This window comes from Collinsella tanakaei YIT 12063 (assembly GCF_000225705.1).
GTDB lineage: Bacteria > Actinomycetota > Coriobacteriia > Coriobacteriales > Coriobacteriaceae > Collinsella > Collinsella tanakaei.
In genome coordinates, this window is record NZ_JH126468.1 from 354235 (window position 1) to 370373 (window position 16139).

Below are 16139 nucleotides of genomic sequence, written 5' to 3' on the forward strand. Positions count from 1 at the left end.
CACGCGGACGAGTCATTGCCTTGTTTTGGCGCAAGCACCTGCGGTACTTGGCGACGCGGCGCGAACGGCGCGACTACGCCTGCGAGCGACGCCTCGCAGCCAGGCGATCTGCCAACTCGAGCACGCGGGCATCCAGGCGCGCGCGCCCGGGGTTCACAAAGAAGCGCGCCGTGCACTCCATAAGCTCACCCGTAATCACCAGATTGTTCTCCCGCAGCGTGGTGCCCGTCGCTGTGATGTCGACGATGCGGTCCGTCATACCAACGATTGGCCCAAGCTCGATGTTGCCGTGCAGCGACACGATCTCCGCGTTGACCCCGCGGCTCTCATACCACGCGGCGGCGATGCGCGGGTACTTGGTCGCCACGCGCAAAGATCCACGACGTGCATAGGCCCGCTCGGCCAAGCCGGCGCGATCCGCGGGCTCCGCCTCGATGAAACGGCAGGCGCCGTAGTTGAGGTCGACCAGCTGCAGCAGGTTGAGATCGGCCTCGATAAGGGAATCTCGTCCACAGATGCCGCAGTCCGCACCGCCGCACGCCACGAAGGCGGGGGCATCGGTTGGGCGGACGATGACCAGCTCCACGTCGCCGATGGTGCCACCGGGACGCATGTCGCGCGAGGAGACGATGAGATGCCGGCCCGGGTCGCGGAAATTGGAAACGTCCAGACCCACGGCCTCAAGCGCTTCTATGGTGCCGTCCTTGAGCGACCCCTTGGGAACCGCGATTCGCAGGGGCGAGGCGGCTTCGCGCGCCACCGCGTAGTCACCGTCTGCCGCGCGGGCGGAACCGGTTGCGCCCTCAAGGCGCTCCAGCGAGAAGGCGAAGCCTGCAGCGGGCACGCGGGTGGCGATTCCAAATGCCCCGTCGAGCACGGAGTCGTAGCGACCTCCGGAGCCAACCGGGTCCGGCAGGCCGCCGGCATAGGCCTTGAACACCAGGCCCGTGTAGTAATCGAAGGAGTTCATGAGCGAGAAGTCGAAGGCGATGCGCCCTGCTAGGACGTCCCCGTCCTCCGCTTGCGACAGCAAGCCCTTGTAGAGCGCACGCAGCTCCGTGGTCGCGCACTCGTCCGCACCGGCATCTGCCAGCAGCTCATCCACGCGATCGAGCGCGTCCAGGCCACCGTGGATGCGAGGGATCTCGCACATGGCGCGCGCCACGCACGGCGTGACGCCGCTTGCGGCAACGCGGTCATCCAGGTCGATAAAGTTGTTGGCATGCACCAGCTTGAGCGCGTCGCGGGAAAGCGCGGCGTCGTTTGCAAGGGCGAGCACCTCTTTGAAAGGACGAACGCTGCCGCACACGATGCGCCAATCATCCAAACCAAGTGCTTTGAGCGATGAGAGCGCGAGGCCCACGATTTCCTCGTCCGCTTTACTGCCGCCCTCGCCGATAAGCTCATAGCCCAGCTGGGTAAACTGGCGCGATCCGCCGGTAAGGCGTGGCTGCTCGCGAACCACCGGCGCCTCATAGCGCAGGCGCAGAGGCAAGTCGCCGGAGGCCATGCGGGCCGAGACCAGCCGAACGATGGGCAGGGTGTTGTCCGGGCGCACCACCAGCAGCCCGCCGTCGTCATCAAAAAGCTTGAACGGGGTGTCCGCCATGCGGCCCGCCTGCTCCAGGGAGCGCTTGTCCTCAAGCAGGGGCGTCTCGACCGGAAGATAATGATGCTCGCGCAAGCAGCCTTTCACCGTAAGCGCGATGTCCTCGCGAAGCTGCGCCTCCTGCGGAAGAATGTCTCTGAATCCCCAAGGCGTCGCCGTCATCGGTACCCCCTTTCAGCAAATGGCGCGCATGTGTTCGCGCCGACGTAGATGCATAAAAAAATGGACTGGCAAAGCACCAGTCCATTAACTTTATCACAGTAAAGTTATCGTATTTTCGCTCCATGCATCCGTAACACGCGCGTGACATTGCGCCGCGTGCGGATGCGCGCGCAATGAGAGAGAGGGTCGCTATGCCTAGCTGGCCGCGACATCGCCAGCGCCGGCGTCGCTCGCCAAGCTGTCCGCGATGTCGATGTTCTCGCCCACCAAACCGACCCATGCGCCCAGCTCGCCCTTGCCGGATTCCTCATGAACGATAAGCCATTTGTCGGCCGCCCACAGCATGGCAGCGTCGCCGCCTTGGGCTCCCCGGGGCAACGCGGACTTGGGGCCGTTTGTGCCCTGTGGCAAGGCGACCAGCACCTTGTAGCCCTCGTCCGCGCACGCCTGGCAAGGAGCGTAGTGAAGCGTGGAGCCGTACACCTCGATCAGCGTGTTCGCGGGGACATGAAACGCGCGGACCAGCGATGTATCGAGCTCGCCGTCGATAATCTGCTCCTCGCGGGCAAGCAGCAAAATGAAGTCGCGCGAGCCAAAGTTGAATTCGCTGGCGCGGTGATACTCGAGGCAGTTGAGCTTGGTGTTATGGCCGTTGCACCAGCCAAGCTGGGCGGGGCGACCGCCAAAGAACAGGGCGGAAAGCGCGGGCGCGCACGCCATGTTCTCAAGGGCGGGGTCGCTCGCGGAGTAGCTGCGGCCCTCTGGCATAGGGGTCGAGTGCTCCAACGTTTCAGCCAGCTCGACCAGGTACGCCTGGGGAACGTCGCTCCACACACGACCGTAAGGGCGAAACGCCTCATCCAATACGGATTCGATCTTGATGGCCATGACCGGCCTCCCTTCTCTTGGGCACAGCAGCGCCCATCGACGCGGTTCAGCTTGGTGCATTCGATGCGATCGCGCCGGGCACCTGTGCGCCTCAACATTACTGCTCATTTTCGCACAGTATTAATCATTTATAAACGATAATCAACATTTCTTTCATCTTTTCCGCCACCCCTTTTGGGCTGGAGCGGTGGTGCCAAAAACCGACTTAGTGCGGAAAGGGAAGAGTGTCAAAAAACGCGTTAGTGCGGAGGTTTGGTCAAATAGTACGTTAGTGCGGTTCGAAGGTCGCCCGACGCAACTTCCGCATGCATCCGCCCATATCGTCCAAGCCTTCTAGCTTTGGCGATGCGAATACCCTATTCATAAGGTACCCTGCCTATCGCCCTTCCTCTCCGCACTAACGCATTGTTTGACACGCCAGAGACCGCACTAAGCCACTATTTGTCCAAACCTCCGCACTAAGCGATTATTTGGCACGCCCGATCCGCCGCAGCAACCGCCCTAGTCGCCACCAGGCACAATCGAACCGTCGCTATAAGAAGAGCCCGTAAAACCAGCTATACTACTCAGCATGATTACGAACGAACACCCACATAGCAACGCCCCCGCATCGCCCGCCAGACGCGCGGCGCTTTACGGCGTCTTGGCAGCCCTTGCGCTGGTCGCCGGCTATCTTGAGGTCCTGGTTCCGCTTCCCGTCACCATCACCGGTGTCAAACTGGGCCTGGGCAACGCGATCGTCCTCTTCGCGCTCGAGCGCATGGGGGCCAAGCCGGCCTTCATACTTATGCTTATCAAGGTGGCGTGCTCGACCATGCTCTTCGCCAACCCGCAAATGTTTGTCTTTAGCATCGCTGGCGGCGTGCTGTCCTGGGCAATTATGGTGGCGGCGCACAAGAGCGGTTTGTTCTCCACCATATCGATATCGGTGCTGGGCGGAATCGCACACAACGCGGGCCAGCTCATCATGGTCGCGCTTACGCTCTCCCCCACCGTCGCCCTTGTCAACGCGCCTGTCCTGGCAGTCGCCGGAATCATTTGCGGTCTGGCAATCGGCATACTGGTCCAAGCGGTGCTCTCCGCCATTCCGCAGGAGGCGACCCGTGTTTAAGCCGCTTCGCCTCGTAAATAGCAAGCCCACCGACCGCCCCGGCAATAAAACCGCCGGCACCAGAGCGCGCCTCAACGCGCCCACCGTCCCCGCGCTCACACGCAGGCAAGCCGTCTGCGCCGCGGCATCAACAGCGGCTCTTGTTGCCGCCGGCCTTGCGGGATGTTCCAAAAACACCAACCAAACGTCCGCCTCGCAGGAAGACTCGTCAAAGCCCGCCACCGGATCCACCTTCGCGTTCGATACATACTGCACGTTCACCGTGTGGGGGGATGACACTGCCTTGTCCCAGCTATCGGCAGCGTGCGCGCACTATGACGAGCTCTTCGACCTCTACAGCCCGTCAAGCGACGTAGCGCGCATCAACGCCGCCCAAGGAGCTGCAACCGCCGTCGATCCCGACACCGCGCAGCTCATCGCCCTCGCGCTCGAGTACTGCGCCCAGGCAGACGGGCTGTTCGACATAACCATCGGCGCCGTCTCGACGCTATGGGACTTTGAAAAGGGCGTCCGTCCCAATGACGCGGCCATCGCGGACGCGCTCCAACACGTCGACTGGCATGGGGTGGAAGTGGACGAGGAATCCTCGACGGTTCGGCTTACCGACCCCCAGGCAAAACTCGACCTGGGCGGCATCGCCAAGGGCTACATCGCAGATCGCCTGTGCGAACTGTTGGCGAGCAAAACCAAAGCCACCGCCGCGGTCATCTCGCTGGGCGGCAACATCGCCTTCTTTGGCACCAAGCCGGACGCTTCGACCTGGAACACCGGCATCCGCGATCCCAACGACCCCGGCGGAAGCACCGTGGTGGGCACGGCCCATGTCTCCGGCGGCTCGTTGGTGACCAGCGGTCTCTACGAGCGCACGTTTGAGCTGGACGGCACCACGTACTGGCACATCCTAGACCCCCGCACCGGCATGCCCGTCCAAACCGATACCGCCAGCGTAACCGTCGCCTGCCCCTCATCCACCACAGCAGATGCGCTCTCTACCACGCTGTTTGTTGCGGGCAGCAAAAACGGCGGCGCCCTGGCAGACACCCACCAAGACACCGCCGCCTACTTCATCAAGCTCGATGGCAGCCATGCGGAGAGCTCGCGCTGGCAAGAGCTCACCAGCTTCGAGTCCTAGGCCCCATCTCGCAAGCCCGCCCCCCGCAAGCCCCGCGGCCGCGCCGGCTAGGCAAACTCGCCCACGCGCCTTACCTCAGGCTCAAGGTCAACGCCAAACTGCGCCTTTACCTCGTCTTGAATATGGGCGATCAAGGCGCACACGTCCGCCGCCGTGGCGCGACCGGTATTCACCACAAAGCCGCAATGCTTCTCGGACACCTGCGCGCCGCCCACGCTCGCCCCGCGAAGGCCTGCGTCCATAATTAGCTTGCCGGCAAAATATCCCTCGGGCCGCTTGAAGGTGGAGCCGGCGGACGGCATGTCCAAGGGCTGCTTCTCCTCGCGGCGCGCCTGGAAATCATCCATGGCAAAGCGAATGGCATCCGGGCTGTCCGGTGTCAGCTTAAAGATGGCGCTCAGGACGATGAGCCCATCCGTATTCACGCGGCTCTTGCGGTATCCCATGTTGAGCTGCTCCACGTCCAACGTGCAGACCGACCCGCGCTGCCCGCGCTTGCTGGGCACGTAGACGTCAACGGACTCCAAAACGTCGGAGGTCTGGCCGCCGTAGGCGCCGGCGTTCATAAAGCACGCGCCGCCCACCGTAGCGGGAATCCCCCACAGGGGCTCCAGGCCAGAAAGCCCCGCATCCGCGGCGGCAAGCGCCACGTCTCGCAGCAGCGCACCCGCCTGGGCAATAACGCGCGCGCCCTCAATGCGCACGTCCGCCATGTTCTCGCGCAGCAGCACCACCACGCCACGAATGCCGCGGTCGCTTACCAGCAAGTCCGACCCATTGCCAACCACGGTAACGGGGGTCTCGGCAAATGTGCAGGTGTCCAGCACGCGCACCAGCTGCTGGGGATCCTGGGGCTTCACCAGCAAATCGGCCGGTCCGCCAATCTTAAAGGTGGTGTGCAGCTTCATGGGTTCCACCATAAGCACGTTGTCCTCGCCCACCACGCCGGCAAGGGCGCAAATAAGGTCGGGGTTGAAACTTTCGTAATCGTGCATGAGCACCGCCTTGATGTCGCTTGAATTATGCAGCTTAACTATACCCAGCGCACAGCCCCTTGCATATGACTCCATCAAGCGAGTATAGTGGCCTCGCATATGTTTCAGGGCGGGGCGAAATTCCCCACCGGCGGTAAATGGATGCGAAACGTGCGTCCACAAGCCCGCGAGCCGCGCAAGCGGTTGATCCGGTGCGAATCCGGGGCCGACGGTATAGTCCGGATGAGAGAAACGAGGTCTCCTATTATGAACAACTCTATCGATACCAAGCGAATCGTCCTTGCCGCGCTGTTTACCGCGGCCTCATTCGCGCTCTCCTTTATCCAAATCCCCATCTTCCCTGCGGCCCCCTGGCTTATGTACGACCCCTCGGGCATCGTCTGCTTGCTTGCCGCGCTGGCGTTTGGCCCCAAGCTGGGCGCCGCCGTCGCCATCCTGTCCTGGTTGCCGCGCGTCTTCCTCGACCCCTTTGGTGCACCCATGGGTATGCTCTCCACGTGCTGCCTCATCATCCCCACAGCGATTATCTACGCCAAGTCCGGCAACACCCGCGCGGGCTCCATCGCGGGCATGGTTTTCGGCGCCGCGCTGTCCATCGTCGCCGCCTGCGCGCTCAACCTGGTGGTGACGCCGTTGTACACCGCCGTCACCATGGAGCAGGTAGCGGGCATGATCCTGCCCATCCTGCTACCCTTCAACACCCTTAAGATGGTCATCAACGTGGTTGCCGGCCAAGTGCTGCTGGCCCCCTGCATGAACGTCCTGCACTCCAGCAAGGCATAAACTCCACGCAAGCCCAGCCTTGCGCAAGCGCGGGCGCGACCACACCGCAACGTGCCCGCTCTTGTCCGTTGCAGCTTTTGCTCACCATTAGAAAGCATCCTATGCACAGCTCGCCCATCATCCAGCTAGACAACGTACGCCTCAGCTACCCCTCCCCTACCGCGCAGCCCGTAGAAGCGCTTCGCGGCATCACGCTCTCTATCGCTCAAGGCGAGCATGTCTGCATTCTAGGCAGCAACGGGTCGGGGAAGTCCTCCCTCATCCAGCTGTTCAACGCGCTGATTCTGCCCACATCGGGAGACGTTCGCGTTTTGGGCAAAAGCACGCTGGATCCCGCTAACGCCATGGCGATCCGCACGCGGGCAGCCATGGTGTTCCAGCATCCAGAAGACCAAATGACCACCAGCGTCGTCGCAGACGACGTCGCCTTTGGCCCGGAAAACCTGGGCGTTCCGCGTGAGCAGATTGTCCAGCGCGTCGATGCCGCCCTGGCAGCCGTGGGCATGGGCCACCTGGCGCAAGCAGACCCCGCGGATCTTTCCGGCGGGCAAAAGCAGCGCGTCGCCATCGCCGGCGCGCTCGCCATGGATCCGCAGATCTTGCTGCTCGATGAGCCGGCGGCCATGCTCGACACCCACGGCAGACAGTCGATCCAGCGCATTGTGGGCTCGCTCAAGCGCCGCGGCATCACCGTGGTTCACGTCACGCATTATATGGACGATGCCCTGCTCGCAGACCGCGTCATAGTGCTGGACCACGGCCTCGTCGCGCTGGACGGGACGCCGCAGCGGGTCTTCGCCCACCATGAACGTATCAACCAGCTTGGCTTGGAGCTCCCCTTCGCCATGCGCCTGTCCCAGCGTCTTCGCGACAGCGGCATCAACGCACCCCTCACCGCAGGCCAAGACGAACTTGCCCATTCCCTTGCGTCCATGGCGCCGCAAGGCCCCGTCCGCCACACGCCGTCAAGCAACGAAGCCGGCATCGGCAGCGCGCCCCGGAACCACGAAGACGCCATCCCCGCCATCGCTTTCCGCGACGTCTCCTATGACTACGCGCAGGCAGCATCTGCCCGCAAAAAGCGCCGGCACGGGCTCTGCCAGCCCGCCAAGAAGCGCCCCTCGGGGCCGCTCGCCTTGGATAACGCGAGCTTCTCTTTGGCACCGGGCTCCCTAACCGCCCTGGTAGGCCATACCGGATCGGGCAAATCAACCAGCATCGAGCTCGCATGCGCACTCAAAGTCCCCCTTACCGGCACCGTCAAGGTAAACGGCATCGACACCGCGGACCTTCGACTTCGTCCGCGCCTTAGAAAAGAGATCGGCTACGTGTCGCAGCTGCCCGAACGCCAGCTTTTTGCGCAAACCGTCTATGAGGACGTTGCGTTTGGCCCGCATAATTTGGGTTTGGACGAGGACGAGGTTCGCGAACGCGTAGCGAGCGCTCTCGCTAAAACCGGTCTTGAGCCTACAGAGGCATTGCTTTGCCGATCGCCCTTCGCGCTTTCCGGCGGCCAGCAACGCTGCGTCGCCCTGGCCGGGGTCCTTTCCATGCGCCAGCCCGTCTTGGTGCTTGACGAGCCCATGGCGGGGCTTGACCCCCGCGGCCGCGAGCACGTTCGCGCCCTGCTGCAAGACCTTAAAAAACAGGGCACCGCGCTGCTGGTTGTCACGCATTCTATGGACGATGTCGCCGAGCTTGCAGACCACGTCGTCATCCTTGATCACGGGCGCGTCGTCGCCGACGGCACGCCGCGCGAGGTTTTCACCACCCGCGCAGACGCCCTGGAGAGCATAGGCATCCCAAGCGCGCAAGCGTTCGCAGAGCGTCTTGCCAGCATGGGACTCTCCTTTGCCGCCTCGTCCGCTAACGCCGCCGAAAACATCCCGCTCACCATCGATGAACTTGTTGCGTCTCTTACGGAGGTGCTGCCCCATGGCGCTGCGCGCTAGCATTGGCCAATACTATTCTGCCAACTCCGCCATCCACCGCCTCGACCCGCGGGCAAAGCTTGTGGCGACCGTCGCCTTTATGGCGAGCTGCTTCTTTGTGCACTCCTTGGCCGGACTCGCCATAGCGGGAGTTGCCGTGGGCTCATGCGTCGCGCTGGCAAACGTGCCGGCGGGCCGGCTGCTATCCCAAATCAAGCCCATCGCGCTTTTCCTCTTTATCACATCGTTTATCAACCTGTTTTTTGTGCAAACCGGCCAGGAGCTTGTTGGCTTTGGCCCCATCCGCATCTTTAGCGGCGGCGTCGAGGCGGCGATTCTCTATACGTTTCGCTTCTTTTTGCTGCTTATCGCAGGGTCGCTGCTTATGCTCACCACCACGCCCACGGCGCTTACCGATGGCGCGGCAAAACTACTCGCGCCCTTAGAGCGCCTGGGCGTTCCCGTAAGCCAGGGAGCGCTGGTGTTGTCCATCGCGCTGCGCTTTGTTCCCACGCTCGCGCAAGAGGCGGACAACATTGTTGCCGCGCAAACCGCACGCGGGGCAGACCTTGAGAACAAAGGCGCCCTGGCCTACGCACGCGCATGCGCGCCGCTGGTGGTACCGCTGTTTGCAAGCGCGCTGCGCCACGCGGACAACCTTGGCCGCGCGCTAGATGCCCGCTGCTACACCGGCGACGCCTCCCGCACCCACTACCATGAGATGCGCTTCTCCCCGCACGCGGACGGTCCTTTCGCCGCGGCGTGCCTGGTTTACCTGGCAGGCCTGTGTGTCATCAACCTACTCGGCATCTAGCAGCACAGCATCCAGACCCGGTGCAGGCGCCCAGTACAACACGCGCCAACACCGACAGTACGCCGCAAGTTCACCACGCACCACGCCGGCAAGCCATCAAACACAAAGGCGCCCCCGCCATCCCCTAGATGCTCCGCGAAGCGCGCATCTAGGGGATGGCGGGGGCGCTGCCCGTTTGGAACGCTTGCTATCCGGCGAGGTTGTTGCCGTTCGCCCAGCCCCAACGCGGGGTCACGATACCGCCGTAATAGCTGATCCACTCGTCCACATTAATGCTGCGGATATAGCCAACGTTATCCATTACGGTATTGTCGCCCACGTAAATGCCCACGTGGCCGTAGATCCTGCCCGCCCATGTATGGCTGTGAGACGAGACCGCGATAATCATGCCAACCTGCAGGTTCGACTTTTTAGAACTGGTGCAGAAGTTGCTATACATATCGTCGGCGTTACCGGGAACGTTGCCCAGGCCCGCGCGCTCAAACACGTCAGAAACCCACCAGGCGCAAAGACCCACGCCGGGGGACGGCGTCTTCTTGCACCACGCCACAACAAGCTGCTGCAGGTTGCCCGCGCTGGACGATCCCTGGCCGTCGCCCGGAATGCTCGTGGCGCCGCCGCCAGACGCCTGTTGTTTAGCGGCCTCCTCGGCAGCGCGGCGCGCCTCCTCTTCCGCTTTCGCAGCGGCGAGAATCTCGGCATCGCGCTTGGCGATAAGGTCCTTTACATCTTGGTCAAGGCCATCAAGCAGCGCCTGGACCTCGTCCTTCTTATCTTTCATGCTTTGCAGCTGCGCGGTCTGCTGTTCTTTAAGGCCCTCAAGCTCAACCTTCTGGCTTTCCAGCTCCGCCTTGGTTTCTTTTAGGTCCTCTTGGATCTGCGCCACTTCTTCAATGGCGCGCTGATCGCTTTCGTTCACCTTGTTGATGTAGTAGGTCTTGGACAGCAGATCGCTAAAGGATTCGGACGAAAGCAGCAGCGCCAGCATGCGATTATCGCCAGCCTTATAGCTGCTCGACACACGGTGGGCCAGATCGCCCTGCTTCTCCTCAAGCTCCTCTTGCTTCTCCTCGATCAGCTCCTGCGTGTCATCGATCTGGCCGTTGACGTCCTCGATCTGGCCGATAGTATCGTCCAGCTCCTCAGATAACGTCTGAAATTGATCGGAAAGGTCATCGAGTTGCTGCTGCGCCTCTTCAAATTTCTTTTGGGCGGCAGCCAGGGCATCGGTGGTCTCTTTGGTTGCAGAGGGCGTAGCGAAGGCGCGCATGGGGCTGGCGAACAGCGTTGCCGCTGCCGCCGCGCCAAACAGCGCTTTTATGGCATTGCGCCGGCTTATGGCAAGCCGGTCGCTTTCAAGTGCGCAAATCTCGCCCGCCTTGTTACGGGGCGCTTGCATGGTGGGCTGTGACATATGGACTCCGTTTAATGTGTAATGATATGTCGAACACTGCCTGTCGCATAAGGATACCCCAGGAGCACCCTCTTCGGATTACCCTGGACGAGATTCATCAACACCCAACGGATGAACGGCCGCCCCAGGCAGTGCGCTATACTTTTGAGAGTTCGTGCAAACACAGAGGAGGACCTATGTCTCAAGAACTTGCACCTCAGGATATCTGCGTACTCGTCACCGGCGGCGCCGGCTTTATCGGCTCGCACACCGTGGTCGAGCTCCTTGCCAAGGACTATCAGGTTGTCATCGTGGACGACCTCTCTAATTCCAGCCCCATCGCCGTCGACCGCATCAAGCAGATCGCTGGCGACGAGGCCGCGAAGCGCCTCACCTTCTACGAGGCGAACGTTCTTGATCGCGACGCCATGAACCGCATCTTTGACGCGCACCACATCGACCGCGTGATCCATTTCGCCGGCTTCAAGGCCGTGGGCGAGTCCGTTCACAAGCCCATTGAGTACTACCACAACAACATCGATAACACGCTGGTACTTGTTGACGTGATGCGCCAGCATGGCTGCAAGTCGATCATCTTCTCCAGCTCCGCAACCGTCTACGGCGACCCCGACCGCCTGCCCGTGCGCGAAACCGATCCCAAGAAGCCCGCCACCAATCCCTATGGCTGGACCAAGTGGATGATCGAGGAGATGCTCACCGACCTGCACACCGCCGACCCCGAGTGGAACGTTGTGCTACTTCGCTACTTCAACCCCATCGGCGCCCATAAGAGCGGCCTTATCGGCGAAGATCCCAAGGGCATCCCCAACAACCTTGTCCCCTATGTTGCGCAAGTCGCCGTAGGCAAGCTCGAGGCCGTCCAGGTTTTTGGCGACGACTACGACACCCCCGATGGCACCGGCGTGCGCGACTACATCCACGTTGTCGACCTTGCAACCGGCCATGTCGCCGCCCTCGACTGGATGAACGGCCGCGAGGGCGTTGAGATCTTTAACCTGGGCACCGGCCAGGGCACGTCCGTACTCGAAGTTGTCCGTGCGTTCTCCGCTGCATGCGGCCGCGAGCTGCCCTACAAGATCTGCCCGCGCCGCGGTGGAGACGTTGCCGCCGTCTACGGCGATGCTTCCAAGGCAGAGCGCGAAATGGGCTGGAAGGCTCAGTACGGTATCGATGACATGTGCCGCGACTCGTGGAACTGGCAGTCCAAAAACCCCGACGGCTTCGCCACCGCGCAGTAGAGCCAACAGCGATTCTCGCCAGTCCGTCCACCTGCCCGTTTAAGCAAGCTATTTATGCAAAGGACCCTGATTTAGCGTGCCTAGCCCGTTCACCGGTTTCCTCAACCGACACTTTGAAGAAATCAACCGGCATTTGGTGTCGTTCTTTACCGACAAAACCGATAACGCCGACATCGAAGCCTATCTTTACGCACCGCTGGGACGCTTTTCGGCAAATGCGGGCAAGCGTCACCGCCCCCTTATCTGCATGCTTGCCTGCCAGGCGGTGGGCGGAGACTTCCACGCCGCCATCAGCGCGGCGGCCGCGATCGAGCATTTTCAGTCCGCCGCCCTTATCCATGACGATATCGCCGACAACGGCCAGCTACGACGCGGCGAGCCATGCATGTACCTCACCGAGGGCGAGGGCATTGCCATCAACTGCGGCGACCTCGCCCTCTCATTGGTGACGGGCAGCGTTTTGGACGATGACTCGCTTGACGACCACATGAAGATCCGTTTGCTGTACGAGCTTGTCGACATGACCACGCGCACCATCGAAGGCCAGGCGCTCGATCTTGGCTGGGTGCGCGACCAGCGCTTTGACCTCACCGTCGATGACTACCTGCGCATGGCCACGCTCAAAACCGCCTACTACAGCGGCGCCACGCCCCTGGCATGCGGAGCCATCATTGGCCGCGGCTCAAACGAACAGGTAGAGGCGCTGCGTGCTTTTGGCCTTAACACAGGGCTCGCCTTCCAAATTCAGGACGACCTGCTCAACTTGGTGGGCAAAAAAGAGGCGAGAAACAAGGACTTCCGCTCAGACATCACCGAGGGCAAGCGCACCTTGGTCGCCGTCCACGCCCTCGCCCACAGCAGCCACCGCGACGAGCTGGTGCAGATCTTGCAATCCGGCGCCACAGACCCCAAGGTTCTCTCGCGCGCCGTCGAGATCTTCGAGGAGGCGGGATCCATAGACTTTGCGCGCGACTATTCGTTCAAACTCACGGCGCAGGCAAAGGAGCTCCTCGCCATTATTGAACTGGACAACCATTGCAAGGAGCTCTTCATGAGCATGGCGGATTTCTTTGTCGAGCGCCTGAGCTAGCAGGGTCGCCTCAGGCATTGGCGCCACCGCCAACGTATCCATCTAAACCGCCCAAATCACAAAGCGGGCCGGACTGCGCACGCGCAATCCGGCCCGCTTTTAGGCTTACGCTCTGGTTCTTACCGGCTTTTCCGCCCTCGCTTTAGCGCTACAGAAGCTGCGAAACCAGCAGCGCCACCAAGATCACGCTGCAAATTGCTGCAGAAGCAAGGGCACCCTTATCTTCCAGCAAGGGCAGCACGTCAAATTCGACGCCGTCCTCATCCATCATTACGTCGCCCCACGCGCGCGGCTTGTTCATCTTCTCATCCCCTTAACGCAGCTCACAGCACTCGTCGCGCCGTGGCATTCTTGCCGTGACCCTATCCTACGCGCCCATGGCAAGCCGGGCGTAAAGACCAGGGCACGGCGAAGTAAGCGTTTACCCGCGCGCCTCTAGCGGCGGGCTCTCGCCTCAAGCGACCTATACGCAATGGCGCCCAGGCCCACAAGCAAAACGGCAATCACCATCGAGACAACCATGATGCCGTACTCGCCCGCGCCAAACGCAGAAGCGGCAACGGTCGATGTCACAATAGAGGGAATCCTGCCTACCGTGGCAATCGCCAAAACGGCGCCAAAACGCATACGCGTAAGGCCGGCGAAATACGTGAGAAAATCCTTGGGCGTACCCGGGATAAGGAAGATCACCAACATGATGAACTCGAGCTTGCGCGCATCTTTAAGCCAGCTAAACCGCTCAAACTGCTCGCGGGTAAAGAACAGCCCCATAACCTTCCAGCCCCAGCGGCGCACGGCCCAATAGACCAGCGAGGACCCCACCGCGCTTGCCACCAGGCAGGCCGCGGTGCCTTCCCAAAAACCAAAGGCGTAGCCGCTTGCCAGCTCAATGGGCTCGCCGGGCAAAAACGCCAGCACTATCTGAAGCGTATTGACGCCTATGATGGCAAGGCGACTGAGAGCCGCATGCTGCTCCACGTACGCATGCACGGCATCGGGATTAGAAAGCCATGCGTATACGTCTGGCAAATAACGCCAGCACAGGCCCAACACCAAGGCGGCAACAATCACCAGCGCGCATACCACATGCCAACGGCGCAGGTGAAAACCGCCCCGGTGCCCGGCATCGCCCGCGCCTCGCACGCCCGTACCTGCGCCCGAGGCCGTCTCAGCCCCCTCGGCAAACGACACACTGCCCAGCGCGGGCTCCGGCTCCAAACCATTCACAGGCATCATGGCGACCTCCCCTAACATCTTCCTTATCATTAGGTTCGCATCCGCCTGTCAACTCTTTGTCAACGGTCGAATAGTTTTTTTTGAATCCCGTAGGAAACCGCGTCCGAACGTCCTCGCGCTCTTATGAAAACGCGCCGACGTCAAACGTTGCGGTCACGCGGGCCCCGCCATCCGGCGCGTTGCCCAACTCAATCTTGCCTCCGTGTAGCTGGACGAGGATCTGCGACACGTTGAGGCCTAGGCCAAAGTGCTCCGCCGACTTGCGATCGCTATAAAAGGGGTCGCACCCGCGGTGCAGCGCCTCGGGTGTAAAGCCGGGTCCATCGTCCTCAATAGCCACAACAAGTATCCCATCGCCCGCGCTGCCATCGCCACCGTCGCCGGCCGCGGCGCCCCCAGCCGCAGCGCCGCAAGACACCGCCACGGTTATGTTTCCCGCCGCATGCCCGCACGCGTTGTTGAGAACGTTGCCCATGACCTCCTCGACAAGCGCCACGTCCACGCAGGCATCCCCCTCAAGCAGACCGCGCTTGCACGCAAGCTCCAGCCCTTCGCCGCGGGCGGACACGATGTCGGCGGCATGCTCAAATAGCTCGTCGGCAAGCTCTTCGGCCCCTATCGAAGTCCGAACCACGTCTCTGTCTTCAAGCTTGGATAATCCGCTCATAGCGTTGGCATAGGACTCAAGTCGCCCAACCTGCCCCGCAAGCGTCTCAAGCCGCTCCTCGTCCATATGCTCGCCCTTTGCCTCGCGCAGGCGCGCCATCTCGACCGTGCCCTTTAGCACCGTCACGGGCGTACGCAGATCATGTGCAAACGCCGCATTGAGCCTGCGGCGCTCCTCCGCAGTGCGCCATAGCTCGCGCTGAGCCGCCAGCAGCGATGCTCGCATGTCCTCCAGCGTGACCGAAAGAGCGCCCAGCTCCTTGCCCTGCACCGGCTGAATGCAAAAATCGAGGTCTTGGGCGGCAATGCGGCGAGCGGCGCCGGAAAGATCATCCAGGGGCTCGGCGATGTGCACGCGGTAGAAGCGACGGAACATGATGATGGCCAGGCCGCCGTAAATCACAAATGGCGACGCGCCTATCAATAGGTTCAAAATGGTATAGCCCGGCTCTGCAACCCTTATGGCGTCGGCATAGTAGGCAACGTTGGATGTCTTGCCGGTGCCAAACGCCTGGGCAAAGTCTATGCCCGTCGCCGCCTCAAACATCGCGACGGAGTCCACGCGACCCGCGCGGTTGATCCGATCGTATTCTGGCAGCACCTGCGCGGTGATGTCATCGTAGTCGCTCAGCACGTCTTCCTGCGGATACTGGTCGTTGTAATTAAGGCCCCAGTCATAGAGCTCGATCTGGCCAGATTCAAGCATCTCAAGCGTCGCATACACCTCACGGTACCTATCGCTGGAGCCATCCTGCGTATACGCCGGCACGCTTTGCTCGTCCACGCTCACAAACACGGCATAGGGGTTATCGCCCGGCACGTCTATTTCCGTGGCGGGAGCCAGCTGATTTAGCTCCTCGTCATAAATATAGGGGCCCGAATCAACCGCCGCGTGCGTCACGCGCCCGCCCTGGTCCTCAAATTCAACTTCGTAATACTGAATAAAGTCGCTGCGGTCAAACGCGCTTATAACCACCATGGTAAGCGCGGTCGCTACAACCAGATAACACGCCAGGTACACGGCAAACGTCACCGCGAGGGGGCGAGAGGCCCACCACGCGCGAAGGCGC

Annotated in this window: 14 protein-coding genes and 1 riboswitch; of the genes, 7 read left to right on the top strand and 7 right to left on the bottom strand. The window is 61.7% G+C overall.

Annotation, left to right across the window (positions count from 1 at the left end; all coding sequences use genetic code 11):
* Positions 1-73: 73 nt before the first annotated feature.
* Both hisG and HMPREF9452_RS05005 read right to left on the bottom strand, forming a co-directional pair.
* The gene (gene hisG / locus HMPREF9452_RS05000; RefSeq protein ID WP_009141042.1) at positions 74-1771 is read right to left on the bottom strand and encodes an ATP phosphoribosyltransferase; all 1698 of its coding nucleotides are present in this window, start codon (positions 1769-1771) and stop codon (positions 74-76) included.
* A 195-nt stretch (positions 1772-1966) separates the two neighbouring features.
* Positions 1967-2659, bottom strand: a complete 693-nt coding sequence (locus HMPREF9452_RS05005) for a DUF4867 family protein (RefSeq protein ID WP_009141043.1) — start codon at positions 2657-2659, stop codon at positions 1967-1969.
* Positions 2660-3230: 571 nt separating this feature from the next.
* On the opposite strand from HMPREF9452_RS05005, the gene HMPREF9452_RS05010 reads away from it, so the two are divergent.
* Complete coding sequence (locus HMPREF9452_RS05010) at positions 3231-3770, top strand: Gx transporter family protein (protein WP_009141044.1); 540 nt, start codon at positions 3231-3233, stop codon at positions 3768-3770.
* A complete protein-coding gene (locus HMPREF9452_RS05015; RefSeq protein ID WP_009141045.1) occupies positions 3763-4902 on the top strand; it encodes an FAD:protein FMN transferase in 1140 nt (379 codons plus the stop codon). Before HMPREF9452_RS05010 ends, HMPREF9452_RS05015 begins: the two co-directional genes overlap by 8 nt.
* 47 nt (positions 4903-4949) lie before the next feature.
* Here the strand turns inward: HMPREF9452_RS05015 and murB are convergent, their stop codons facing one another.
* The gene (murB, locus tag HMPREF9452_RS05020) at positions 4950-5897 is read right to left on the bottom strand and encodes a UDP-N-acetylmuramate dehydrogenase (protein WP_009141046.1); all 948 of its coding nucleotides are present in this window, start codon (positions 5895-5897) and stop codon (positions 4950-4952) included.
* 96 nt (positions 5898-5993) lie between these two features.
* Positions 5994-6135: riboswitch (FMN riboswitch) on the top strand.
* Positions 6136-6143: 8 nt separating this feature from the next.
* Here murB and HMPREF9452_RS05025 point away from each other — a divergent pair.
* From HMPREF9452_RS05025 to HMPREF9452_RS05035, 3 genes are all read left to right on the top strand, one after another.
* A complete protein-coding gene (locus HMPREF9452_RS05025; protein WP_009141047.1) occupies positions 6144-6680 on the top strand; it encodes an ECF transporter S component in 537 nt (178 codons plus the stop codon).
* 101 nt (positions 6681-6781) lie between these two features.
* Positions 6782-8632: an ABC transporter ATP-binding protein gene (locus HMPREF9452_RS05030; RefSeq protein WP_009141048.1), complete on the top strand. Its 1851-nt coding sequence runs from the start codon at positions 6782-6784 to the stop codon at positions 8630-8632.
* Positions 8616-9425 carry an energy-coupling factor transporter transmembrane component T family protein gene (locus HMPREF9452_RS05035; RefSeq protein ID WP_009141049.1) on the top strand — a complete coding sequence of 270 codons (810 nt, stop codon included), beginning with the start codon at positions 8616-8618 and terminating at the stop codon, positions 9423-9425. The genes HMPREF9452_RS05030 and HMPREF9452_RS05035 overlap by 17 nt, the downstream gene beginning before the upstream one ends.
* Before the next feature lie 187 nt (positions 9426-9612).
* Here HMPREF9452_RS05035 and HMPREF9452_RS05040 read toward each other — a convergent pair whose 3' ends face one another.
* Positions 9613-10839 (bottom strand): coiled-coil domain-containing protein, encoded by a 1227-nt coding sequence (locus HMPREF9452_RS05040; protein ID WP_009141050.1) that lies wholly within the window; start codon positions 10837-10839, stop codon positions 9613-9615.
* Positions 10840-11015: 176 nt separating this feature from the next.
* Here HMPREF9452_RS05040 and galE point away from each other — a divergent pair, with 176 nt between their 5' ends.
* Both galE and HMPREF9452_RS05050 read left to right on the top strand, forming a co-directional pair.
* Positions 11016-12077 (top strand): UDP-glucose 4-epimerase GalE, encoded by a 1062-nt coding sequence (galE, locus tag HMPREF9452_RS05045; RefSeq protein WP_009141051.1) that lies wholly within the window; start codon positions 11016-11018, stop codon positions 12075-12077.
* Between the two features lie 76 nt (positions 12078-12153).
* Positions 12154-13167, top strand: coding sequence for a polyprenyl synthetase family protein (locus tag HMPREF9452_RS05050; protein WP_009141052.1), 1014 nt, complete (start codon positions 12154-12156; stop codon positions 13165-13167).
* Between the two features lie 148 nt (positions 13168-13315).
* On the opposite strand, the gene HMPREF9452_RS11795 is transcribed toward HMPREF9452_RS05050, so the two are convergent.
* The 3 genes from HMPREF9452_RS11795 to HMPREF9452_RS05060 all read right to left on the bottom strand — a co-directional run bounded on the left by HMPREF9452_RS11795 (position 13316) and on the right by HMPREF9452_RS05060 (position 16090).
* Positions 13316-13468 carry a hypothetical protein gene (locus HMPREF9452_RS11795; protein ID WP_009141053.1) on the bottom strand — a complete coding sequence of 51 codons (153 nt, stop codon included), beginning with the start codon at positions 13466-13468 and terminating at the stop codon, positions 13316-13318.
* Positions 13469-13602: 134 nt separating this feature from the next.
* Positions 13603-14403, bottom strand: a complete 801-nt coding sequence (locus tag HMPREF9452_RS05055) for a TVP38/TMEM64 family protein (RefSeq protein ID WP_009141054.1) — start codon at positions 14401-14403, stop codon at positions 13603-13605.
* Between the two features lie 121 nt (positions 14404-14524).
* A complete protein-coding gene (locus tag HMPREF9452_RS05060; RefSeq protein WP_232205020.1) occupies positions 14525-16090 on the bottom strand; it encodes a sensor histidine kinase in 1566 nt (521 codons plus the stop codon).
* Positions 16091-16139: the final 49 nt, after the last annotated feature.

Bases quoted from the DNA above. Each gene is read 5' to 3' on its own strand.
- galE (WP_009141051.1), top strand. From the start codon at position 11,016: ATGTCTCAAGAACTTGCACCTCAGGATATCTGCGTACTCGTCACCGGC.
- HMPREF9452_RS05040 (WP_009141050.1), bottom strand. From the start codon at position 10,839: ATGTCACAGCCCACCATGCAAGCGCCCCGTAACAAGGCGGGCGAGATT.
- HMPREF9452_RS11795 (WP_009141053.1), bottom strand. From the start codon at position 13,468: ATGAACAAGCCGCGCGCGTGGGGCGACGTAATGATGGATGAGGACGGC.
- HMPREF9452_RS05030 (WP_009141048.1), top strand. From the start codon at position 6,782: ATGCACAGCTCGCCCATCATCCAGCTAGACAACGTACGCCTCAGCTAC.
- HMPREF9452_RS05035 (WP_009141049.1), top strand. From the start codon at position 8,616: ATGGCGCTGCGCGCTAGCATTGGCCAATACTATTCTGCCAACTCCGCC.
- murB (WP_009141046.1), bottom strand. From the start codon at position 5,897: ATGCACGATTACGAAAGTTTCAACCCCGACCTTATTTGCGCCCTTGCC.
- hisG (WP_009141042.1), bottom strand. From the start codon at position 1,771: ATGACGGCGACGCCTTGGGGATTCAGAGACATTCTTCCGCAGGAGGCG.
- HMPREF9452_RS05010 (WP_009141044.1), top strand. From the start codon at position 3,231: ATGATTACGAACGAACACCCACATAGCAACGCCCCCGCATCGCCCGCC.
- HMPREF9452_RS05055 (WP_009141054.1), bottom strand. From the start codon at position 14,403: ATGATGCCTGTGAATGGTTTGGAGCCGGAGCCCGCGCTGGGCAGTGTG.
- HMPREF9452_RS05025 (WP_009141047.1), top strand. From the start codon at position 6,144: ATGAACAACTCTATCGATACCAAGCGAATCGTCCTTGCCGCGCTGTTT.
- HMPREF9452_RS05005 (WP_009141043.1), bottom strand. From the start codon at position 2,659: ATGGCCATCAAGATCGAATCCGTATTGGATGAGGCGTTTCGCCCTTAC.